The following is a 23,772-nucleotide window of genomic DNA, read 5'->3' as shown; positions in this document are numbered from 1 at the left end:
TATGACGTAAAAGTATTCCGACGGGAAATCCGAGCAAATACGTTGCGATACGTAATGACGCCTAAAATAGGTGTCGGTTATCTGAAACCCATAACAGCAAATTGTTCGCTCCGGGCGTGATGTCCAGTTTCCGGATGATGTTTTCCCTGTGTTTTTGGACCGTGCGCGGCGAAAGAAACAAGGTGTCGGCGATTTCGCGTGAGGTCATTTTTTTGGCGATGTACTGCAAAATCTTGATTTCGGACGCGCTGAGCACTTTCAACGCATCGGGTGCCGAAGCCAGGCTGCTTTGCTTGATTTTGGAACTCACGTAGTGGTTGCCGAGTTCGATGTCGCGAATGCATTTCAAAATTTCGTCGAGCGCATCTTCCTTCAATAAGTAGCCGTCGATTGTTTTTCCGACGGCATCGAAAATTTCCTTTGCCGAATGAAGCGTCAGGATGATGACTTTCACATCGACTTTGTTCTGGTGCAGATATGCCGCTACTTCGAGGCCTTTGAGTACCGGCATTTCCATGTCGAGGATCGCAAAATCGGGTTGTTGCCGGCAGATTTTATTGAACGCCTCGTTGCCGTCGTGGGCCGTGTCGAGAATCGCGAAGCCCGCCGAGGCCAGATACGATTTATATCCTTCGAGCACTAACGGATGGTCGTCTGCGATGATGATGGATTTAGCCATGACTTTGTTTTGATTTTTTTACGAGAACGACAACCGAAGTTCCTTTTCCGGCGGTTGATTTGATCGCTAGATCGGAGCCGGTAAGCCTTGCACGCGATTCCATCGTCTTGAGGCCAAGGCTTTCAAAACCGTCTCGCGATGGCTCGAACCCAGTGCCGTTGTCCTTGACCTCGAATTCGATCGCATCGCCTTTTTCGTCGACCGAAACGCGACAAGCCTTTGCGCCGGAATGTTTGAGCACGTTATTCAACGCTTCCTGCAACATGCGGTAAATATGGATTTGATTCTCGGCGGCTATCGAATCGCCGAGCGTCTCATCTTCACAATCGAACGAAAAGAAAATATCCGAATGTTGCTGCAAGGCTTCGACCGTTTCCCGCGTGGAACGCATCAATCCGAGCCGCTCGAACTGGTAAGGATGCATGTCGTGGGACAAGCCGCGTACTTCGCCGATGATCGCGTCGACGGTAACGGTATCGCGCTGTTCGTGATGCAGTTTGTTCTTGAGCAGCAGCAGGCTTTGGCCGATGCTGTCGTGAAGTTCCTCGGCAATCCTTTTGCGTTCGGATTCTATGGTTTGGACAAGGTTTTGGGAGAAATTCTTTTCCATGGCCGCTTTCCTGCTTTCGAGTCTTGCGACCCTGATCAGGTACAATATCAGCAATACGACGGCTATGCTCCCGGCTAGAATCCAGGTGATGCGCAACAGCCGCTGGGTCTGCAGTTTTTCCTGTTCCCGGGTTTTTTCGTGCGCTGTTTCGAGTTCCTTGCGCTTGACGGCCTCGCTGAACTTGAGTTCGAAACGTTCGCGTTCGGCGGTCAGCGCCTGCTGTTTTTTCTGGTAAGCAAATTCGATTTCCCGGAATTTCATTTCGTTTTCCAACGCCAGCTCTTTGCGTTCCTGAACCTGTTGGGTCGAATCTTTCCGACGGTTGTACTCGTAATTTAACTCGGCTCGCGCCAATTCGCTCTCACGTTGCTTCTGGATCGTATTTTCCTTGCTTTCGTAATACGATTTAAACGCTTCTATGCCTTTCTCGTATTGCTTTCCCAAAAAATAGGCTTCGGGCAGCGCGCGCATGAAAGCCTGGTATTCGTTGACCTGTTTGGCTTGCTGGAAATAATTGGCCGCCTTGCTGATATACTCGATCGCTTTTGAAATTTGCATGTCGCGGCTGCCATCGAGTTTGAACTCGTCGGGAACCGGCTGGGTGTCGCTTACGAAATTCAGGTATTCGAAGCCGAGCTGTCCGTAGATGAACATCTCCTTTCGCGTGTCGTTCTGGGCATTGAGCAGCGCGAGTGCATCTTCGTAGAATTGGACGGCTTTCCGATAATTGCCTTCCGCGCCGTAAACATTGGCGAGATTGGAAATGACCAATGCCTTTCGGGAAACGGATTTTCCGCTGTTGATGATCGCGAGCGCCCGTTCGTAATGCCGCTTGGCGCAGGACAGGTCGCCGTGGTCGGAGCAAAGCCCTCCAAGGTCGATATGAAGCACCGAAATCTGGAAACTGTCACCCGTTTTTTCATAGTGCGAAAACGCCTCCTGATAGTATTTTTCTGCTTGTACGCGGTTGCGTTGTTGTTTGTATGTCATGCCGAGTTGACGCGCCACGGAAGCGGATTGGTCCGGCAACGAGGCCTTTTGCGACAATTCCATCGATTGGTAAAACAGGGTAAGGGCTTCTGGGAGATTGCCCTGGCTTCTGAGGCACATGCCCATGTTTTGCAACACGTCAATCCTGGGAGACGTCCAATTTCCGACTTTCATATACGAAAGCGCCTTTTTGCCGAAAGCAATGCCTGCCGCCGGGTCGACAATTGAATTGAGTTCAGTCAGTTTTGTCAGGATCTGCACCTTTTCCTTGTTATCGGTTGTTTTGCCGAGTTTTATCACAAGCGAATCGATACGGGATTCGACCTGGGCCGAAACCGGAATTGCAAAGAAAAGACTTAAAGCCAGGCATAGCCCTGAGGTTATTTTCAGGTAATTCAAACGTGTTCAATTGAAAGTTAGGGTGATACGGCAAACATAGGTTTTCCATCTCAAATCAGGGCTGCGACCGGGGAGTTTTTTATTTATAGTTATGGAAGTCGTGCCGATGCGGCATCCGGGTCAAGCACAAGTCAGGTTTTCCCTTGCCGCTGCCTGTACGTGCTGCCACTGCGGATCGAACAACGATTTGGTTTTTTTTCTAATCGAGAAGTCAGTCACTCCAAAACGGCAACAAAAAAAATAGCGAATGAAGCCTGAACCTCATTCGCTGTTATCTTATTTTGAAAGACGAGCTAGATCAATTAAACTCCGAAAGGATCAGCTTAAACTTTCCATCGGTAACCTGGATCATATCGCTCGGATCCTCGTCATTGTACAATTTACAAGAGAATGTCCCTTTGACTGTCATGGTTTTGGCGCCTCCGCTCATGCCTTGGGTATAATCGGAAACGGAAAGCGTGCTCCCGGTCTGGGCACCGGCTTTGGAGGTGTAGAATGTTCCATCCTGTGCCTTGTAAGTAATCTCGAGGCCCGGGTTGTGGGCATCGTCCTGGGCAGGCGTCAGGAAGTTCGATGGCAAATCGCCGACCGTTTCGTAGAATGCCGCGGTTTCTCCTGTTTCGTCACCACCTTGCCCAAAATACATATTGTTCCATCCGATCGCAAATTCGGGTGCGAATTGGGGCGGATTGAATTTCATGACCGAGCCTCCGTAATAATACCAACGGTCGAACCCTTCGCCGCTGAATCCCGCAAGGGCGTTGTACAGAAACGTGTCGTTTGCTGTGTTGTTGAAAGTGTGGTCAAAAGCGACGCTGTCCATTTTTCCTTTAATGTAGGCCACACCGGTGTCGTTGTTGTTATTGTTCCCGCCACCGTTGTTGTTTGACGAACCGCCGTCGTCTGAACTGCACGAAAAAGCGAAGGCCGCGAAGGCCATAAGCACTAATTTTTTCATTGTTTTTATTATTGGTTAGTGGGCAAATATAGAGTTATTCCCTATACGGACGATGATTTTGGGCGTATTCCACATTGATCGTTTTGACGTTCGAATTTGGGGATTTTTGTTTTTTTCTAATTGCAACATTAGTTGCACCAGTTGTGCTGTCGGGTTGTGCTACCGCGGGTCGCCTTGGCGGCGGAGTTTTCCTCGCAAAAACCGAGGGACGAGCTTCAATCCCCGCCAAAAAAAAATGCAGGACCAAAGCCCTGCATTTACCAATCAGTTAACCAGCATTATTTCTTTATCACTTTCACCACCTCATCACCGATCCTCAAAAAGTAAATTCCCTTTTGAATCCCGCTCCAATCAATCGAAGTGGTTGCTCCTGAAAGTTTTCCGGTTTGGATCACACGGCCATTAGCGTCGAGAATACGATACGCGCGATCGGCGTTTGCCAAATCGGTCTTCAGGAACAGTTCACCATCCACAGGGTTCGGATAGGCCACAAAGCGATTTTGCAACGGCGCTGCCGGCGTGCCCAACGATCCGCCGGAATTGAGGAACACTCTCCAATAACGGTTCGCTCCCGATCCGTATACCAGGGCATCGCCAGCAGCCAAGTTCTCGGTGTATACAACCAAATCAAGCTTGTGGTCGCCGTTCATATCCATTACCGTCCAGGCTTGGCTGCCCAAATCGTAAGCGGGTCCGGTCGACTCTGCGATCTGGTAGAAACTGTAATCGACACCGTTATCCTTGTGACCGCCTGCAGGCAATGTCCAATTGGTCGCAGCCGATGAAAATCCCGCTGCCGTGTTGGAATATACTTTCCAGTATCGATTCGAACCCGATCCGTACACAAGTGCGTCGCCCGCAGCCTGGTTCTCGTTGTAGGTCACCAAGTCAGGTTTGGAGTCGCCGTTCATGTCCATCACTGTCCACGACTGGCTTCCGAGGTCATAGGCAGCGCCGGTCGACTGAGCGATTTGGTGGAAACTGTAATTAGTGCCATTGTCTTTATGACCTCCAACCGGCAATGCCCAGTTTGTAGCGGTTGTGGAAAAGCCCGTTGCGGCCCCGAAATAAACTTTCCAGAAACGGTTCGTACCGGTTCCGTATACAAGTGCATCGCCCGCAGCTTGATTTTCGTTGTAGACGACCATATCCGGTCTGGAATCGCCGTTCATGTCCATGACCGTCCACGATTGGCTGCCCAAGTCATAGGCAGCGCCGGTCGATTGCGCAATTTTGTGGAAGCTGTAGTTGATGCCGTTGTCGGTATGACCTCCTGCAGGCAGTGTCCAGTTGGTGGCTGTCGGTGAAAATCCCGACGTCGTGTTGAGATACACTTTCCAATAGCGGTTCGATCCGGTTCCGTAGACCCACGCGTCGCCTGCAGCCATGTTCTCGTTGTAGACGACGATGTCGGGTTTTGAATCTCCGTTCATGTCCATTACCGTCCAGGATTGGCTTCCCATATCGTATGCCGCGCCTGTCGACTGTGCGATTTTATTGAAGCTGTAGTTGATGCCGTTGTCTGCATGACCGCCCGCAGGCAGTGTCCAGTTGGTAGCCGTCGGAGAAAATCCCGATCCTGTGTTGAGGTAGACTTTCCAGTAACGGTTCGAACCCGATCCGTACACGAGTGCGTCGCCCGCAGCCATATTCTCGTTATAGACGACCATGTCAGGTTTGGCGTCCCCGTTCATGTCCATGACCGTCCAGGATTGGCTTCCCAAATCATAAGCGCCGCCTGTCGACTTTGCAATTTCGTTGAAACTATAATTGATACCGTTGTCGGAATGGCCGCCCACCGGCAATGTCCAGTTGGTTGCGGTTGTCGAGAAACCGGTTGCCGTACCCAAGTACACTTTCCAATACCGGTTCGAGCCGGTTCCGAATACGAGCGCATCACCCGCAGCCAGGTTCTCGTTATAGACCACGATGTCGGGTTTTGAATCGCCGTTCATGTCCATCACCGTCCAGGCCTGGCTGCCCAGATCGTATGCGGGGCCAGTCGACTCTGCGATTTCATTGAAACTGTAATTCGTCCCATTGTCGATGTGACCGCCCGCTGGCAATCCCCAGTTGGTGGCCGATGGACCGAATCCCTGGGCTTGGGCCGAAAATTGGATTGCCGGGCAAAAGCTCAGCATGGCGCAGTAAAGCGCGAAATGTAATTTTGATTTCATTGATTTTATGGGTTTTGTTTGTGAGAAATTTCGTGCCGAATCTACTGTAAGTTTTAGAAATCTGCAATTTTTATTTAGGGCATTCCAACGATCCGGGGCTTTTCCAGACGAAAGAGCCTCCAAGACACAATAGCCGGTCAGCTGACCGTAAACAATCCAAGTATAGCCGCGAACAAATCGAAATTGGCGATCAGGTCAACCACGGAAAAGGCAGTTTGGGTCATATCAAAAATGGATATTGGTTTTTATCGTTCGGGTCAGTTATTCAAGCGTTTTGTCGGTGATTTTCTTTAGCAGGTAGTTTTCGAATTCCTGCTCCGGGAGTTTCCCTGGAATCGGAAACAGGCCGTACACCATGTTGCCGTATTGTATGTCATGGGGAAGGCTTTCGTGCACATCCACGAATTTTTGCGAAGAATAGGTGTCCTCAATGAGAAACGGTTTGGTTCCATCGTACATTTGGGCGACGCCGGGACGTTCGCGCTTGGTTCCTACGGCTTTGGACATGTGACTGGCAAACGAGTTGCCTTCGTACAGGAAATTCAGGTTGACCAGCGCAAATACCTTGTCGGCCGATAGATCGAACCGATAGAGTTCGTAATTCGATTGGGTGGAGTCGGGAAGTGCCACTTTGAAATCGACCGAATGGGCCAGGCTGTCGTCCGGGCGCCACACCTTGATGTGGTAATCGCCTTCCGGCACTCTTTCGACAAGCGTTTGACCGCAGGCTACTTCGCTGTGGATGTAATATCCGTCCGACAATTTCCCATCGGCCCCCACCATTTCGAGCGTCACCGTCCGCAATTCCGGTCCCGTATTGAGGAACATTATCGACTGGGTAGGGGCGCTGTTCGATTCTACTATTGCGGCTACGACCATCGTGATTGCGATAAATCCGAGGATCGCGCCGCAGCCTATCTTTAAAAAGCGTTTCATTCCGGTTTTATTGCGTTTGAAGCACCTGGCGGACTTCCCGGACGAGTTTCGCGTTCTGTTCCTTTTCGCCTTTGAGCAATGCCGACTTAAGAATCGAAATAAGCACGATTGCGGGCACAAGCGCAATCAAGGCCCCAAGCCCGGAGGCGATCTTGCGTCCCGGCAAAAAAGCCAGGGGTTCGATATCGTTGTACCCCATGTAGGCGCCCACGGCTAAAAACACGAAAAGTACGGAATAGGTGATCCTGTTGCCCATTTTAGAGGATTCGTCCACTTCCAGTTTCAGGACATCGGGAATCGCTTTCTCCCATCTAAGGCCTACCTCAGCGCCGATTTTGCTGCCTTGGCGGATTTTTATCTCGTGTGACCAATCGTTGCCGGCTTCTGTAAAATCGCCCGCACTAACTGCATAAGACGATCCGAAACGGGTTTGTAGTTTCGATTGAATGGCGGTGGCCGATTGTCTCAAGGTGGTATTCACGCTTGCGTTCTCGTCAATTTTGTAAAGGATGGGTTGCATATTTGGTATTTATCAGGTTTGGTTGCAGGTCGTCTTGTTGCAAGGCGGTGATGGCCGACACCTCGCCGGATTCAGATAGGGACGTGGCGCATCGGTCGATAGTTCCGCAAAGGCGGCGATCGGATTCACAATGCGGGCCGGGCTCGTCAATTTGTCACGCCATTTCCGACACAAAAATAAGCGGAGGCTGCGGCACTGCGGCACTAAATGAATGTCCGTTAAAGAATGGGTCACCAACGTGGGGAAAATCGAGATTTACGTGAAAGCCGCGCGTAAACAGGGGCGCATTTTACGGCTTGGGCATAATCGGAAACAGAAAGCGTGCTCTCAGTCTGGGCATCGCCTTTGGAGGTGTTAAATGTTCCATCCTGTGCCGTGTAGGTAATCTCGAGGCCCAAGTTGTGGGCATCGTACTGGGCTGGCGTCAGGAAGTTCGATGGCAAATCGCCTACCGTTTCGTAGAATGCCGCGGTTTCTCCTGTTTCGTCATCACCTTGCCTAAAATATATATTGTTCCATCCGATCGCAAATTCGGGTGCGAATTGGGCCGGCATCAAAATTATAAAGTATCGTGTACTCCTATACATCTGCTTCCGGTCAGGAAATGACGATGAGGTGCTTCACTCAAACGCAATCACTGTTATTATCCGCGAGATTTCGATTCAAGGAATTTTTTTTCAGTTTCCAGCCATTCTTGTCGTAACCGGAGTGCGATAAGGTTCGCATCGGCCCCGGCAGCCGACTTTTTCTTTTTATCGGTGGAGAATGCGATGGGAGTTGGGTTTGGATTTTTGGACGCGCGTTTTTTCAGGTAGTCCTGGAGTTCGGATATCCGTCGGGCCGCTGTTTGGGCTTTTTCTACAGTGGCGATTTTACGCGCAACCAGCGTGCGTTGGTAGTCGTTTTCGTTAAGCAGGCGGGCTATCAGCCGCTGTTCTTCCGCCACATGCTGTTTTGTGGGAGCGGGAGCGGACAGTTTTTCTTTAGGGAACTTCCCTGAGATTCCCAACGAAACCGATAATTCCGCTGCGATTTGCAGTGCCGACACCGGAAGATCGCGCCGGCCCAACTCATACATCGAGTAGTGGCCGCGGGATACCCCGAGGAGATGGGCCATTTCTTCCTGGGTTAGTAACAGGTGGGAGCGGAGGGTTTTGTTTTTCATTATTGCAATTTTTTTGAAGATACGATTTTGCAACGAGTTTGTTGCAAAATTATGTTTGTATTTTTTTTGCAACAGGGTTGGTGTTTGTCAGGGGAGTGGTAATGGGGTGCTGATGCGGGGCATCCATTTACTTATTGTTTTTTGCCAGCTGCGCTGTCGGGGGCGCTACCGCGGGTCGCGTTGTCGGCGGGGCCTTGGTTATCTCGTGACAAATCATAATTATCTCGCGCCAGCTGCGCTGTCGTGGGGCACTACCGAGCTCATCCCACTCAATTATTTGTTTTTTGCGAGAGCTGCGCTGTCGGGGGCGCTACCGCGGGTCGCCTTGCCGGCGGGGCCTTCTTTTTAGCTTCGCTGAATCTTTGGGCCCGGAAAGAACAGTCAACTTTGATACTTTGGGCTCGGGCCTCGATTTCTCGCAGAAAAAGAAGCAAAAATGCGGGAGCGGCAAACCGCTCGGCGACCTGACTATTCCGAATTTCGAAAATGAAAAAAACTCGCCGATAACCTTTAATAGTGATAGAGCCTATTGTTCGGCTCAGACAGCTTTTCATTTTTGCGAAATTTCGGAATGTCAGGTGCCCGCCTGCGCGGTTGAACGCCGCGACTAAGCGGAATTATTTTTATTTATCCTCCGCTGCGCTGCGGATAAAGTGGTCATGGAAAGAGGGGTTTGTGTTCGTGGGGTGATGTGTTCGGTTCAAACAGCTTTTGATTTCAGCGACTCTGTGTGGCGTCAGGTGCTCGCCTACGCGATCAAAGCCACCACCGTGGGTCGCCTTGCCGGCGGGGCCTTCTTTTTCATCGCAGAAAAAGAAGCAAAAATGCGGGAGCGGCAAACCGCTCGGCGACCTGACTATTCCGAATTTCGAAAATGAAAAAAACTCGCCGTTAACCTTTGGTAGTGCTAGAGCCTATTGTTCGGCTCAAACAGTTTTTCATTTTTGCGAAATTTCGGAATGTCAGGTGCCCGCCTGCGCGGTTGAACGCCGCGACTAAGCGGAATTATTTTTATTTATCCTCCGCTGCGCTGCGGATAAAGTGGTCATGGAAAGAGGGGTTTGTGTTCGTGGGGTGATGTGTTCGGTTCAAACAGCTTTTGATTTCAGCGACTCTGTGTGGCGTCAGGTGCTCGCCTACGCGATCAAAGCCACCACCGCGGGTCGCCTTGCCGGCGGGGCCTTCTTTTTCATCGCAGAAAAAGAAGCAAAAATGCGGGAGCGGCAAACCGCTCGGCGACCTGACTATTCCGAATTTCGAAAATGAAAAAAACTCGCCGTTAACCTTTGGTAGTGATAGAGCCTATTGTTCGGCTCAGACAGCTTTTCATTTTGGCGAAATTTCGAAATGTCAGGTGCCCGCCCGTGCGGTTGAACGCCGCGACTAAGCGGTATTTGCTTGTTATTTATTAGCTCCGCTGGCACGAGCTTGTGACTGGCAAAGCAATCTTCGGGCCCGGAAAATTATGTGAAAAGACAGCATCTCGCATGGGCCTCGATTTCTCCGCTGCGCTGCGGATAAAGTGGTAGCGGGAAGAGGGTTTTGTGTTTGTGGGACAATGCATTCGGTGCAGATAGCTTTTCATTTTAGCGAAATTTCGGAATATCAGGTTCCCGCCTGCACGGTTGAACGCCGCGACTAAGCGGAATCATTTTTATTTATTAGCTCCGCTGGCACGAACTTGCGACTGGCGAAGCAATCTTCACGCACGGAAATTATGTGAAATACATCATCTCGCATGGGTCTCGATTTCTCCGCTGCGCTGCGGGTAAAGGGGCTTGGGAAGAAAATTTGCGGTAAAATAAGGTATTTCGATTTCCAAAAGACCTTTTGAAATGCTAACGTTTGGGAAGGGTGGGTAGTTTGTCGAGAATATCGGTTGTTTGTGGGAAACCGTAACGGTAGCTTGAAACATCCGTTATATTTGGAACCATTATAGGACAAAATAAATAGCCAAAACAAATGAGAAAACAAATTATTGCATTGACCATTATCGCAAGTCTATTCAGTTGCTCATTTAATGATGACAGTACCAACACCAGCGCAAACGAACTTCTCGGAACTTGGAAGCTGCAGTCGATCGCTTATCCCGGCGAATCCAACAGCTTGGATGACTGCGAAATGGAAAGCACTTTAACCTTCAACGCCAATTTTTCGACCATATATAATTCCAGTGAAGAATCAGGAACGGGCGATTGCGCGGTCTATCCTTATCAGGGCGAATATTCAATTTCCGATAATGTCATCACGATAACTGAAGCCTCAATGGTTACTAAAGATAAAATTGTGAGTATAAGCGAAAATCAACTCGTGACAAAGGCAATTTATAATTTACAAGAGACACCCAGTGGATCTTGGGAGGGAGGGGAGTTAATTTCGGCTGAACAATATATTGCCACATATGTAAAAGTTGATTAAAGTAAACTACGCTTATCGCGGATATTCCTAAATGTGCGGCATCGAACTGGCGGTTCCTTGCACGCGTAGGATTTTCTGTCTATTTAGTATAGATTTACCAAGGGGTAAAATATCTTAGTCCCAATTCATAAATTACTCTATGGCAATCAAAAAGACCGAACTGTACCGCTCGTTATGGGCGAGTTGTGATGAGTTGCGCGGCGGCATGGACGCTTCTCAATATAAAGATTACGTACTCACCATGCTTTTCGTAAAGTACATTTCAGACAAAGCAAAACAAGATCGCGACTTTGCGATCGAAATACCTAAAGGTGCATCGTTTGAGGATATGGTCAATATGATCGGAAATCCTGAAATTGGCGACCGCATCAATAAGGAAGTCTTGAACAAAATCAAAGAAGCCAACGGGCTGAATGACTTTCCTGACTTTAATGATGAATCAAAGCTCGGAAAAGGTAAAGATCTTGTAGAAACAGTATCTAACCTGGTGCGCATCTTCAATGATAACAGTCTGGATTTTTCCAAGAATTCTGCTGAAGGCGATGACATTCTTGGCGATGCTTACGAATACCTGATGCGTCACTTCGCCACAGAAAGCGGCAAGAGCAAAGGGCAGTTTTACACCCCGGCAGAGGTCTCCAGAATTTTAGCAAAAGTCATCGGGATAAGGCCGAGTAATGCTACGACTCAAACCAGTGCGTATGATCCAACTTGCGGTTCGGGTTCATTATTGCTCAAGGTGATGAACGAAGCGGGAAGACAAATTGATTTGTACGGCCAGGAAAAGGAGGGAACGACGGCCAACTTGGCTACAATGAACATGATCCTTCACGGTGCCGAAACGGCGACCATCATAGCGGACAACACGCTATCACGTCCGTTTTACAAAGAGCAGAATGGCTCGCTTAAAAAATTTGATTACGTGGTTGCCAATCCGCCATTTTCGTTGAAAAGCTGGAGCAATGGTGTGAATGTGGACAGTGATGAATATAACCGTTTTGCTTTAGGCGTTCCGCCGGAAAAGAATGGCGATTACGCTTTTCTGTTGCACATTTTACAATCTTTAAAAGCCAATGGTAAAGGTGCGGTGGTATTACCTCACGGTGTTTTGTTCCGTGGGAATGCCGAGGGTGAAATCCGTAAAAATATTTTAAAGAAAGGCTACATAAAAGCCATTATTGGTTTGCCCGCCAATTTGTTTTATGGTACGGGCATTCCGGCTTGTATTATTGTGCTGGATAAAGAAAATGCCGAACACCGCAAAGGTCTGTTTATGATAGATGCAAGCAAAGGCTTTGTGAAAGACGGTAACAAAAACCGATTGCGGGAGCAGGACATCCGCAAGATTACTGATGTGTTTGATGCTTTAGCCGAAGTGCCGAAGTTTAGCCGAATGGTGTCGATGACAGAAATTTCCGACTCTAAAAACGATTACAACCTCAACATTCCACGGTATATTGATACGCAGGAAGCCGAAGACATTCAGGATTTGGCGGGGCATCTGTCAGGTGGCATTCCACAGAAAGATGTGGATGGTTTGCAGGCGTATTGGGATTTGTTCCCTTCGTTGAAAGCCGATTTGTTCAACAAGGCAAGAGCAGGTTATTTTGAATTGAAAGTACCTGCGGAAACCATTAAAACCACCATTTTCAACCATCCCGAATTTGTAGCCTTTAATACAAAAATGCACACCGCTTTTGACAAATGGTTGCACGAACAGCAAACGAAGTGGAACAATTTAGATAAAGGTTTTGCGGTAAAAGAAGCCATAGAAACATCGGCACAAACCATACTGGGCCATTTTGAAAACAATGCTTTGGTAAACCGTTATGCGATGTACCAACACCTGATGCAATACTGGAACGAAGTGATGCAGGACGATTTTTATTCGATTGCTTTAGACGGCTGGAAGGCAGGAAACGAATACACCCGACTAGTCATCAAAGGTAAAAAAGGAAAAGACGGCAAAACGGCACAAGACAAGGAAATTTCAGGTTTGGCGGGTATTGAAGGCAGAATGGTAACGCCGGAAATGATGATACAGTATTTCTTTAAGGAACAAAATGACAGTTTGCAGGATTTAGAAAATCAACTGAACCTTACGCAGGAAGCCCTTGCGGAAATAGAAGAAGAAAACAGTGGAGAGGAAGGCATTTTCAGTGATTTGGAGAAAATAAATCTTAAAAGCGTAAAAGATTTTTACAAAGAACGTAAAGCTGATAATGCCTCTAAGGAAGAATTGAAATACATTAAAAACTATATTGATACGCAGGAAGCTTTGGGTGGCATTACCAAACTGATAAAAATTGCAAAAGAGAATTTGGAAGTAAAAGTGGTAGCGCAATATCCTTTGTTAACCGAAGCCGAAATAAAAGATATGGTGATTAACCACAAATGGACACCCGTATTGCAACAGGCATTGCAAAGCGAACAGGAAAAGCTGAGCCAAAACCTTACTGAGCGCATTAAGGAACTGGCAGACCGCTACCAACAGGCTATGCCAACATTGGAAACCAAGACAGTGGAGGCTTCGCAAAAAGTATTGGCTCACCTGCAAAAAATGGGATTGGTATGGTAAAGGAAAATACAATGAAGCAGACAGAGATTGGTTTGTTGCCGGAGGATTGGGAAGTTGTGAAATTATCAGAAGTTTTGAAATTCGGAAGTGGACGTGATTATAAACATCTTAAAAAAGGCGATATACCTGTTTATGGAACTGGAGGATTAATGACTTTGGTTAATGATTTTTTGTACGATGGAAATTCAGTTGGAATTGGTAGAAAAGGAACTATCGATAAACCTGTTTTTCTAACTGGCAAATTTTGGACAGTTGATACTTTATTTTTCACTCATTCTTTTCAAAAAACAACAGCAAAATATATTTATTATCAATTTGGAAGGATACCTTGGAAAGAATACAATGAAGCATCAGGTGTTCCAAGTTTAAATAAAAATACTTTAGAACAAATTCAAATTCCCCTTCCACCCTTACCCGAACAAGAAGCGATAGCGGAAGCCTTGAGTGATGCCGATGCGTGGATAGAAAGCCTGGAGCAACTCATCGCCAAAAAACGCCTCATCAAACAAGGGGCAATGCAGGAATTGTTGACGCCTAAGGAGGATTGGGAAGTGAAGAAGTTGGGGGAAATAACTATAGACGGAGGATTGATTAGAGGTCCATTTGGCGGTGCTTTGAAAAAGGAATTTTTTGTCAAAAATGGATATAAAGTTTATGAACAAAAAAATGCAATCTATAAATCAGTTCATCTAGGAAAGTATTTTGTTGATACTGCTAAATTTAAAGAATTAGGAAGATTTGAAATTAAGGCTAATGATTTTATTCTTAGTTGTTCAGGCACTATTGGAAAGCTATTTAGGATACCGCAAATATTTCAGAAAGGTATTATTAATCAGGCTCTTTTGATTATAAGGCTTAATCCCACAATCATTGATTTCGGGTATTTTGGACATATATTTCAATATGATAAAATACAATCAAAAATTATTGATGACACTCAAGGAGGAGCAATGAAAAACTTGGTGGGAATGTCAGAATTCAGAAATACAGAAATTCCATTACCATCGCTCACCGAGCAAACCCGCATCGCCACGATATTATCGGATATGGATGCGGAGCTGGAAGCTTTGGAAAGGCAACTCACCAAAGCCCGGCAGGTAAAAGGAGGCATGATGCAGGAGTTGCTGACGGGGAGGGTGAGGTTGGTGTAGCGAAATGATTGTGGTTGTAAAAAGATTGATAACAAAAGCTTTAATCGAAATAAAAATATGAGTGAGGAAAAATTACGCTCAATAGACCAACGTCAAGAGATGCAGAAAGCATATTTACAACCCCGTACAGTCAGGGATATTTCTAACCTGAATTATTTCATACCGGATTACCAACGGGGATACAGATGGACAACCGTTGAGGTTGAACAGCTTCTTAATGATATTTACTCATTTGAATCAAAAACGATTGAAAGTGGAACCGACACATGGTATTGTTTACAGCCTCTAGTAGTTAAAAAAATGACAAGTTTTCCTCTGGCATTCAATCAGAATCAGGATTTGGATTGGTTTGAGGTTATCGATGGACAGCAAAGATTAACCACGATTTTTTTAATAATCCACTATATAAATGAAAGGTTCCGCGGATCGAAGAAAGACGCTGAACCAACAATACATTATCAATCAAGAGAGAGCAGTTCAGAATTTCTGAAAAATATCATTATAGGTCAGGAAGATGATCGTTCCAATATAGACTACTTTCATATTTCACAAGCATTTAATAAAATTCATGACTGGTTTGAGGCCGAGTGCTCCAATTATGATAAGTTCATTATTAAGCTATATGATCAGACTCAAGTAATTTGGTATCAAACTTATGAAAAGGACGCCATCGAAATATTTACGCGCATCAATACAGGAAAGATAAAGCTTACCAATGCGGAACTTGTGAAAGCACTGTTTTTAAATTCTTCCAATTTCGAAAATAGCGGTTCACTTTATCACAAACAGTTGCAAATTTCTTTGGACTGGGAAAATATAGAATACACACTTCATGACGATTCTTTTTGGCTTTTCATAAATAAGGAACAAAACGATATTCCGACCCGAATTGAGTTTCTACTTGATCTGATAAAACGTAAGCCCCTGGGTCTGAGAGATGAAAATTTTACATTTTTAGAATTTTTCAACGACTTCCAGTACAAATCCGAATCGTACATATTTGACCAGTGGTACGCGATCAAGAAAACATATTTAATTCTCTTAGAGTGGTTTAATGATCCTATACTTCATAATAAAATTGGCTTTTTAATTTATTGTGATTTGCAACATTACACACTTCAAAATATGCTGGCAAAATACAACTCAGATACCAAGAGTAAGTTTGAAAGCTATTTGAACGGTGGTATTACCTCATTCTTGCTCAGCATCGGATGCGATCTAGAAAAAATTGAATATAAAAGCAATCAGGCAACTTTACGACGAATTTTGTTGCTTCATAATATTGAAACAATGAATCAAAACAAGTCAGATGATTCTAAGTTTCCATTTAAGAAGCTTAAAGACAAAAAAAATGGATGGGATATTGAGCACATTGGTTCAGTAACCGAAAAAATTCCTGATAACGATGCACATAAAAACGCTTGGATCAATGATGCAATAAATCATATAAAAGATGCTAATCTGATGAAACGTTGCCAAAACTGGAAAGCCGATATTTTTCAGGAATTATTTCATGATGTTGTTGAGTATTTTAATGGACCTAATTCAAAGACAGATGATACGACTAACATGCTAGGTAATTTGGCGCTTCTCGATTCAAAAACGAATAGAGGATATAAGAATGCCGTATTTCCTGAAAAACGCAGCAAAATTATTGAAAAGGATAGGAGCGGTCAGTTCATTCCGATATGCACTAAGAATCTCTTTATGAAATATTATTCGACAAATGTTGAGCATAACCATTTTTGGACAGAACAGGACCGAGCAGAGTATCTAAAAAATATTGTTGAAACCCTAAGTGTTTATTATAATGAGCAGTAACATTCATAACGCTAGCTTTTGGGAGCTTCTAACTACATATATGATAGAAATTCCAATCATCCAAAGGGATTATGTGCAGGGTGATGCAAAAAATATCAAAATCCGTCAAAGTATCGTTTCAAAGTTTAAGGATGCCGATATCGACAATCCAACTAAGCTTGATTTCATTTATGGAAATGTTAAAGACTCCGTCTTCTTTCCTTTAGACGGACAGCAACGGCTCACAACTTTATTTTTATATCATCTATATTTTGCGATACGGGATAAAAAGTTAAGCCATAAGGAAATAAAAGATGTCTTTAGAAAATTTTCATATAGTACGCGCATTTCTTCAAAAGAATTTTTCAAAAATCTTATCGATGCTGAGATAAGCCTTAAGGCTGAAACAGAGCTGAGTAAGAAATTACAAAATCAGAATTGGTTTATTAAGTTCTGGAATAATGATCCTACGGTTGTATCTGCTCTTGGTATGCTCGACGAAATACACAGTCAATGTTTCGGAGCGGAGAATGGTTTCAACTACTTAACAAACCCTGGCAATAAGGACATCACCTTTGAATTTCTTGAATTACAAAAATTCGGTCTTTCGGACGATTTATATATTAAGATGAATGCCCGAGGGAAGTCACTTTCCGCATTCGAAAATTTAAAAGCAGATTTGATCGGTCACATTAAAGTTAACGAATGGGAAACTGATCATAATTATGATGAACTCTTTTCTACGAGATTTGACGGCATCTGGACAGATTATTTTTGGAATGATGGGAAGACTGGAGAATCGTTTGACCTATTTGTTATCAATTTTTTTCAGCAATTTCTTATCACCGAAATCGCAACTAGAGACGAATTAGTTAAATCGATGGTTGCAAGTTTTAAGGGTAAAGACCAAGAACTTTCTGCTACAAAAAAAATAACCGTGAATGATTTACTCTATAATATTTTAGAAAATAAAGGTAATATTTCAGAGAGATATTTTGACTCACAATCGTATCAAAATCTTTACAGGCTTTTAGATCACTATGCACTTCTGTCCCGTAGTTTTATTTGTGATCTACCATTGTGGAATTTTAATCATACAAATATAGATAGTGCTCTAATTTCAGAGAACCTTACTTACCCTGCTAGAGTTTTGATTTACGCCCATAGTTGTTTTATCACCAATATGTATGCTAATGATAATAATTCTGAATACAACAAATGGATTCGAGTTGTTAGGAACATAGTTTCGAACTCAGCGATTGACAGCATTGAAACATTTCGTGGGGCATTACAATTAATCAAAGAATTGTCAGCGGGATGCCATGAAATTCATTTGTATTTGTCAACTTATAATATAAAATCGAAATTTTCAGAAAGGCAGGTATCTGAGGAAATAAAGAAAAGTAAGCTAATTGTAAATGGTGTTCTTCTTTATGAGGATCTAAAATTTGTAGAGGACACAAGATTGTGCGCAGGGCGTGCTGAATTTGTACTTTATTACATTGAAAATCGGGCTAATTCAAACTACTCTCTAATGAGATCAATCGGCATTTTGTTCAATAAATATTTTAATGATAGTGATTTCATAGATGAAGTGCGTGCATTATTTCTTACTTGCCAAGATCATAGGTATTATGAATATTGGACAACTTCATGGGTATATGTTTTGGAACTTCCCAAGCGGTGCCTTATTGAAAGTACCGGCGATTTACGAGGATATTCTTTGAACATAAATTTTCGGACCTATTTCGCAGATGTCGTTGAAAAACTTTTGGCAAAAGATTGTATCGATGAACACCTTCGGGATTTTACGCAATCCACTAGCTACGAAACGCTTCCAACCTGGAAAAAACGAATTATTGCAGATCCTAAAATCCTTCAAAGGTCATGCAAATCGAAAATGATTGCAGTTTCATCAGATGATTCTAAATGTTATCTTATGAATATCGGAAAGCCAAGGAACAGGGAAGCTCTTAAAAATATTTCCCAATCATGATCAACCCCATAGAACGCCAAACCCAAAACCGCATCATCAAACTCTTCACCGAGCAGTTGGGCTATGTCTATTATGGCAATTGGGAAGATCGCGCCAACAACAGCAATGTAGAAGAAAGCTACCTGAGAGAATTTCTTAAAAAACAAGGTTACATAGAAACATTAATTGACAAAGCCATTAGCGAAGTATCGCAATTGGCTTCGTCCAATTCCGGAAATCTGTATGACCGCAACCAAAAAATGTACAATCTGTTGCGGTACGGCGTTAAAGCGCGACCGGAACTTGGGGAACAGTTTGAAACTATTTTTCCGATAGATTGGAAAAACTGGAAGCAAAACGAATTTGCTATCGCCGAAGAAGTTACGCTCAACAACAAACAGCACAACCGTCGGCCTGATATCGTCTTGTACATAAACGGCATAGCGATCGGCATTTTAGAGCTCAAGCGCGGAACGGTAGATGTTGCCGAGAGCATCCGTCAAAACATTTCGAACCAACAGGAAGTTTTCTCGCAGGGGTTCTTCACCACGATTCAGCTTATCATGGCGGGAAATAACACGCAAGGGTTGCGATATGGAACCACAGATACCAAGCAAAAGTATTATCTAAGCTGGAAAGAGGACGAGCAGGACAATGAAGGCTACAAACTGGACAAATATCTCAGGAAGCTTTGCGAAAAATCGCGCATTATCGACTTGCTGTATAATGGGGTGATTTATGATGCAGGCATTAAAAAACTTCCACGTCCTCATCAATATTTTGCATTAAAAGAATCTCAGGATTTCATAAGGCGCAAAGAAGGCGGAATTATCTGGCATACGCAGGGTTCTGGCAAATCCCTGATGATGGTGATGCTTGGCAAATGGATTCTTGAAAATGTTCCAAATTCGCGCATCGTAATCCTTACCGACCGAACCGAATTAGATGATCAGATTGAACGCGTGTTTAATGATGTAGGCGAAACTGATATTGCGAAAACCAAGTCAGGTAACGAGTTGATGCACTATTTACAAGCCTCAAAGCCGAGGCTGATTTGTTCGCTGATCCATAAGTTTGGCAATCGCGGCGAAACAGATTTTGACGCGTTTATCAAAGAGCTCAGAGAAAATCCGATTCAAACACAGGGCGAAATATTCGTATTTGTAGATGAGTGCCACCGAACACAAAGCGGAAAGCTCAATGAGGCAATGAAGGCTATTCTGCAAACGGCGATATTCATTGGTTTTACAGGTACGCCATTATTGAAAGAAGATAAAAAAACCACGATGGATGTCTTTGGGCGATACATCCATACTTACAAATTCAATGAGGCGGTTGAGGATGGTGTCGTAAAAGATTTGATGTACGAGGGAAGAAGCATCGAACAAAATTTGACTTCACAAGCTAAGGTCGATCAATGGTTCGATGCTAAGACAAAAGGGCTTAACGATTTTCAGCGAAATGAACTGAAAAAGAAATGGGGCACAATGCAGAATGTGTTGAGTTCTAAAGGCCGGATGGAAAAAATAGTCGCCGATATCATAGTCGATTTTAGTACAAAGCCACGTTTGGCAAGCCAATCGGGAAACGCGATTCTGGTTGCCGGGAGTATTTATGAGGCGGTAAAATATTATTCTCTGTTTCTGAATACGGAACTTAAAGGGAAATGCGCTGTAGTCACATCGTACAATCCGAATGCTGGCGACATCACGCTGGAAGATACAGGAGCGTCCACCGAAACCGATAAAGAGTTTATTTATAAAGTTTACACTGAACTTCTGAACGATGTAAATCCCAAGGGCAACAAATCGAAAACCGAAACGTACGAAAGTGAAGTAAAAGAACTTTTTCGCAAACAACCGGCGAGAATGAAGTTGCTGATTGTTGTCTCGAAGCTCTTAACCGGATTCGATGCGCCGCCATGCAGCTATATTTACATCGATAAAAAAATGCAGGATCATACTTTGTTCCAGGCAATTTGTCGCGTTAATCGTTTAGATACGGATGATAAGGACTACGGATATATAGTCGATTACATGGAGCTATTTGGCAATGTCACCGATGCTATTGACGTCTATACTTCTGAATTGGCTAGTGAGGGATTTACACAGGAACAAGTTTCGATACAATTGAAGGATCGTTTGAAAGTTGCTGCTGACCGTGTGGAGGTAGCTTTAGAAACGGTTGAAGCATTGTGCGAAAATGTTCCAGCGCCAAAGGCAGACCTGAACTTCATTCAATATTTTTGTGGAAACACTGAAAGCGAAGAAGACCTGAAGGCGAACGAATACAAGCGAATGGCTCTTTATAAGGCAATTGTTGAGTATATTAGGGCATTCGCAAATATGACGACCGACTTTGAGTTGTCAGGCTACGATGAAAAAACTATCAAACGTTTTAAGGAGCGTTTGGATTTTTATCTGAACGTGCGCGAAGTTATCCGAATTGCAAGCAACGAAGTCATCGATATGAAAGTTTATGAGGCCGATATGCGTTTTCTGCTTGACACTTATATCCGGGCTGAAGAATCGGTGTTGATTTCCCCGTTTGAAGATATATCATTATTGGATTTGATGGAAACCGATATGACCGGCGCGATCAGCAGCTTGCCTGAGTCCATTAGAGGTAATCAAGAGGCAGTCGCCGAAGTAATCGAGAATAATGTCCGGAGTAAAATCGTCGAGGAACATTTGCTCGATCCGAAATATTTCGACGAAATGTCTAAACTGCTAACGGAACTCATTGAGGCCAGAAAGCGCGCTTCAATCCTATATCAGGAATATCTTAAAAAAATGGCCGCTCTGATAAAAATGGTGAATCGAGGGAAAAAAGACGATGTTCCGAAGTCACTTGACACCAAAGGTAAGGTAGCTTTGTACCATACATTGGATAACAATGAGCAATTGACACTTGACTGCGATAACGCAGTCCGAGAATCCAGACAGGAAGGGTTTAGAGACAATTTGATGAAACAGCGAAAAGTGAAAAACGCTATAAAACGAGTTGTGGAAGATGATACGTTGGCGGAAAGGGTGTATCAAATAGTGGATCAACACAAAGACGAGTACTAAGTTGCAGATAGAAAACATAAAAATAGGCAGCGTTGATGTCGAGGTGAGATTTAAACCTATAAAAAATCTTCACTTAAGCGTGCATCCTCCATTTGGAAAAGTTACGGTCTCTTCGCCTGAGTTTTTCGACCTGGAAAAAGTGCGCGTCTATTTGATTACCAGGTTATCCTGGATTAAAAGAGAGCAGACGAAGATCGCGAATCAGGAACGCGAAGGTGAAAAGGTATTTATAACCCACGAAAGTCACCTTTTCTTAGGGAAGCGATATCTATTGAGATGTATTGTCTCGCCCAAAAGCAAGGTTATTCTGAAGCACAATCACATTGAACTATTCTCAAAAGTTGATTCCTTGACAATCGAGAAACAAAAAACTTTGTACCGCTGGTATCGCAATGAACTAAGAATAAGAGTTGGTGCATTAATAGAGCAATATGCATCCATTATGCATGTTGGGATACCTGAATTCGGAATAAGAGCCATGAAGACAAAGTGGGGGAGTTGTGTCACACAAAATCAAACGCTGTGGTTTAACATTGAATTGGCGAAGAAGCCAATCGAATGCATCGAATATATAGTTGTACACGAAATGGTGCATTTACTGGAACGTAATCACAACAAGAATTTCGTAATTCTTATGGATCGCTATTTGCCGAATTGGCGTCTCCAAAAAAAGGTATTAAACGAACTTCCAATATGAGAAGAAATACAAATAGTTGTAGTCTATCGCCTTCGAATAAATTGTCTTTAGTTAGATTTTTCAAAGACATGTGTCGACTCAATTTTTTTTTCTCTCTAATCATTCTTTCGGCATACCATGCGACCCACGCCCAAATCCCCATCACCACCGACACCATTACCCTAAACATTCGTGGGAAGATTGGCTCAGCAATCAGTCATAACAAAGAATACTATGTAATCTTCAACGCCGACAATTCTTACTTCTCATCACCGTCTAAAAATTTTTATATTATAAATTCAAGCGATTTGCTTGTTCGAAACGTTCACGTCCCCGATGAGTTGAAATCGAGTTACCTTGATATCTTCGTCCGCGAGAAACAGATATTTGCAACAGAACATTCAGAAGGCGTGACTTTCGTGCTCCAAGGAAACGAATGGAAAAAGACGAAGCCAGCAGATGATATCGTATACGAAGACGAACATTATTCAATAATATCGATGAGTTATGGTGAATGGGGAGGCGAGACATGGTTTGTCGATAAAAAAAGCGGTGTACAGTATGAAGTAGGTGTGGAGAATCCAATAATTAATATTATTGACGGTGTTTATGTCTTAACCACAGGTGCAGCGATCTACCAAATATCTGACGTGACGAAACTCAAAAAAGCTCGCAAAAGGTATCAAAGCAAAAAGAAGGGTTTAAGAAAGTCCCCTTATGATCCAAGCAAATCACTTGAAGGTGTGAAAATGATCTTTCAAAATCCAAGGGATGAGTATGATTTCAAACTGAATCTGGCGACTTCTTTCGTTTTCGAGAATCAGTTGTATCATATTTATAGTAAAAACGACACTACATTCATTGGCGTACTGGAAAATAGCGTTCTGAAGCCAATATCCAAATTTGGTTCTGTCATTTCTCCATATCGATGGCACGCACACAACAAGTATCGAACCTCTCCAAATAATTCTCAATCCATGCAGTTTTCTATATCTGAGTCGGACATTTCGGGCATTATTGAATTAAGCGACAAAGGAGTTAGCCTTACCTATTTTAAGAATATGTATAACGATATTGTTTTGGGAACTGACAACGCAAAGGACGCTTTTAAGTCGTCTTTTAATTATTATTACGCAAATGTCGGCTCGTTAAATATTAAAAATGCGGATTCTTTAGAACAGCATTTTCCTGCGATCGACCTGACCCAAAGACATAAAATGGGTACTAGCCATACGAAGAAAAATGTAGAGACGCCCAGGATTTACCGCAAAATAGAGGATTCAACTTTTGTCGTTCACACGCTATTATATTACCTCAAAGAGACCGGTTCAGTCGAAGTCATCAGCTTTGATTGGAAGCCGAATAAAACAAAAAGCCTAATTGGTGATGTCGCTACACAGATGGAATTTGAAGGTGCACAGGAAGAATTGAATAAGCCGATATTCAAGGCCCGGGTCAAAGAGATTAAACACTATCTGACCGGAATTTTAGGGAAACCAAATCGAGACGTTGTCGGCACCAATTACACCCAAACCAATTGGGTCAAAGGAGGCAAAAACGTTGAGCTTCACAGCAATGATCTATCAATTGAATTAAGTATTTACAGATAGGCCACTGTAACGAGGAAAAGATCTCAATTGTGTCAAAAATAACAACGCAGAGACTATCT

General features: G+C 44.0%; 18 protein-coding genes. 10 read left to right on the top strand and 8 right to left on the bottom strand.

All coding sequences use genetic code 11. The features are described from left to right. Positions 1-61 precede the first annotated feature (61 nt). The 8 genes from HC229_RS13425 to HC229_RS13390 form a co-directional block, all read right to left on the bottom strand. Positions 62-679 carry a response regulator transcription factor gene (locus tag HC229_RS13425; protein WP_191021010.1) on the bottom strand — a complete coding sequence of 206 codons (618 nt, stop codon included), beginning with the start codon at positions 677-679 and terminating at the stop codon, positions 62-64. Continuing rightward, complete coding sequence (locus HC229_RS13420) at positions 672-2,678, bottom strand: tetratricopeptide repeat-containing sensor histidine kinase (protein WP_191021009.1); 2,007 nt, start codon at positions 2,676-2,678, stop codon at positions 672-674. Before HC229_RS13420 ends, HC229_RS13425 begins: the two co-directional genes overlap by 8 nt. A gap of 298 nt (positions 2,679-2,976) precedes the next feature. Then, positions 2,977-3,636, bottom strand: coding sequence for a hypothetical protein (locus HC229_RS13415; RefSeq protein WP_191021008.1), 660 nt, complete (start codon positions 3,634-3,636; stop codon positions 2,977-2,979). A 278-nt stretch (positions 3,637-3,914) separates the two neighbouring features. Next, positions 3,915-5,813, bottom strand: a complete 1,899-nt coding sequence (locus HC229_RS13410; RefSeq protein WP_191021007.1) for a T9SS type A sorting domain-containing protein — start codon at positions 5,811-5,813, stop codon at positions 3,915-3,917. A 261-nt stretch (positions 5,814-6,074) separates the two neighbouring features. Further along, positions 6,075-6,749, bottom strand: a complete 675-nt coding sequence (locus HC229_RS13405; protein ID WP_191021006.1) for a hypothetical protein — start codon at positions 6,747-6,749, stop codon at positions 6,075-6,077. 7 nt (positions 6,750-6,756) lie between these two features. Further along, positions 6,757-7,269 carry a hypothetical protein gene (locus tag HC229_RS13400; RefSeq protein ID WP_191021005.1) on the bottom strand — a complete coding sequence of 171 codons (513 nt, stop codon included), beginning with the start codon at positions 7,267-7,269 and terminating at the stop codon, positions 6,757-6,759. A gap of 230 nt (positions 7,270-7,499) precedes the next feature. Continuing rightward, entirely contained in the window at positions 7,500-7,823 is a 324-nt protein-coding gene (locus HC229_RS13395) for a hypothetical protein (protein ID WP_191021004.1), read from the bottom strand. A gap of 89 nt (positions 7,824-7,912) precedes the next feature. Continuing rightward, positions 7,913-8,434: a helix-turn-helix transcriptional regulator gene (locus tag HC229_RS13390; protein ID WP_191021003.1), complete on the bottom strand. Its 522-nt coding sequence runs from the start codon at positions 8,432-8,434 to the stop codon at positions 7,913-7,915. Between the two features lie 659 nt (positions 8,435-9,093). Here HC229_RS13390 and HC229_RS13385 point away from each other — a divergent pair. The 10 genes from HC229_RS13385 to HC229_RS13340 all read left to right on the top strand — a co-directional run bounded on the left by HC229_RS13385 (position 9,094) and on the right by HC229_RS13340 (position 23,713). Beyond that, a complete protein-coding gene (locus tag HC229_RS13385) occupies positions 9,094-9,312 on the top strand; it encodes a hypothetical protein (RefSeq protein WP_191021002.1) in 219 nt (72 codons plus the stop codon). A gap of 169 nt (positions 9,313-9,481) precedes the next feature. Continuing rightward, on the top strand, positions 9,482-9,700 hold the full coding sequence (locus tag HC229_RS13380) for a hypothetical protein (protein WP_191021001.1): 219 nt from the start codon (positions 9,482-9,484) through the stop codon (positions 9,698-9,700). A 696-nt stretch (positions 9,701-10,396) separates the two neighbouring features. Next, on the top strand, positions 10,397-10,852 hold the full coding sequence (locus tag HC229_RS13375; protein WP_191021000.1) for a lipocalin-like domain-containing protein: 456 nt from the start codon (positions 10,397-10,399) through the stop codon (positions 10,850-10,852). Between the two features lie 139 nt (positions 10,853-10,991). After that, complete coding sequence (locus tag HC229_RS13370; RefSeq protein ID WP_191020999.1) at positions 10,992-13,430, top strand: type I restriction-modification system subunit M; 2,439 nt, start codon at positions 10,992-10,994, stop codon at positions 13,428-13,430. A gap of 11 nt (positions 13,431-13,441) precedes the next feature. Beyond that, positions 13,442-14,581 carry a restriction endonuclease subunit S gene (locus HC229_RS13365; RefSeq protein ID WP_191020998.1) on the top strand — a complete coding sequence of 380 codons (1,140 nt, stop codon included), beginning with the start codon at positions 13,442-13,444 and terminating at the stop codon, positions 14,579-14,581. A gap of 57 nt (positions 14,582-14,638) precedes the next feature. After that, the gene (locus HC229_RS13360; RefSeq protein ID WP_191020997.1) at positions 14,639-16,402 is read left to right on the top strand and encodes a DUF262 domain-containing protein; all 1,764 of its coding nucleotides are present in this window, start codon (positions 14,639-14,641) and stop codon (positions 16,400-16,402) included. Next, positions 16,392-18,377, top strand: coding sequence for a GmrSD restriction endonuclease domain-containing protein (locus HC229_RS13355; RefSeq protein WP_223845613.1), 1,986 nt, complete (start codon positions 16,392-16,394; stop codon positions 18,375-18,377). Before HC229_RS13360 ends, HC229_RS13355 begins: the two co-directional genes overlap by 11 nt. Further along, entirely contained in the window at positions 18,374-21,427 is a 3,054-nt protein-coding gene (locus tag HC229_RS13350) for an HsdR family type I site-specific deoxyribonuclease (RefSeq protein ID WP_191020995.1), read from the top strand. Before HC229_RS13355 ends, HC229_RS13350 begins: the two co-directional genes overlap by 4 nt. A 43-nt stretch (positions 21,428-21,470) precedes the next feature. Beyond that, entirely contained in the window at positions 21,471-22,124 is a 654-nt protein-coding gene (locus tag HC229_RS13345; protein WP_332871657.1) for a M48 family metallopeptidase, read from the top strand. Next, positions 22,121-23,713 (top strand): hypothetical protein, encoded by a 1,593-nt coding sequence (locus tag HC229_RS13340; protein WP_191020994.1) that lies wholly within the window; start codon positions 22,121-22,123, stop codon positions 23,711-23,713. Before HC229_RS13345 ends, HC229_RS13340 begins: the two co-directional genes overlap by 4 nt. Positions 23,714-23,772: the final 59 nt, after the last annotated feature.

Source organism: Flavobacterium selenitireducens (genome assembly GCF_014748335.1).
Lineage (GTDB): Bacteria > Bacteroidota > Bacteroidia > Flavobacteriales > Flavobacteriaceae > Flavobacterium > Flavobacterium selenitireducens.
Note: the sequence above shows the minus strand (reverse complement) of the source record. Positions and strands in the feature narration are given on the sequence as shown.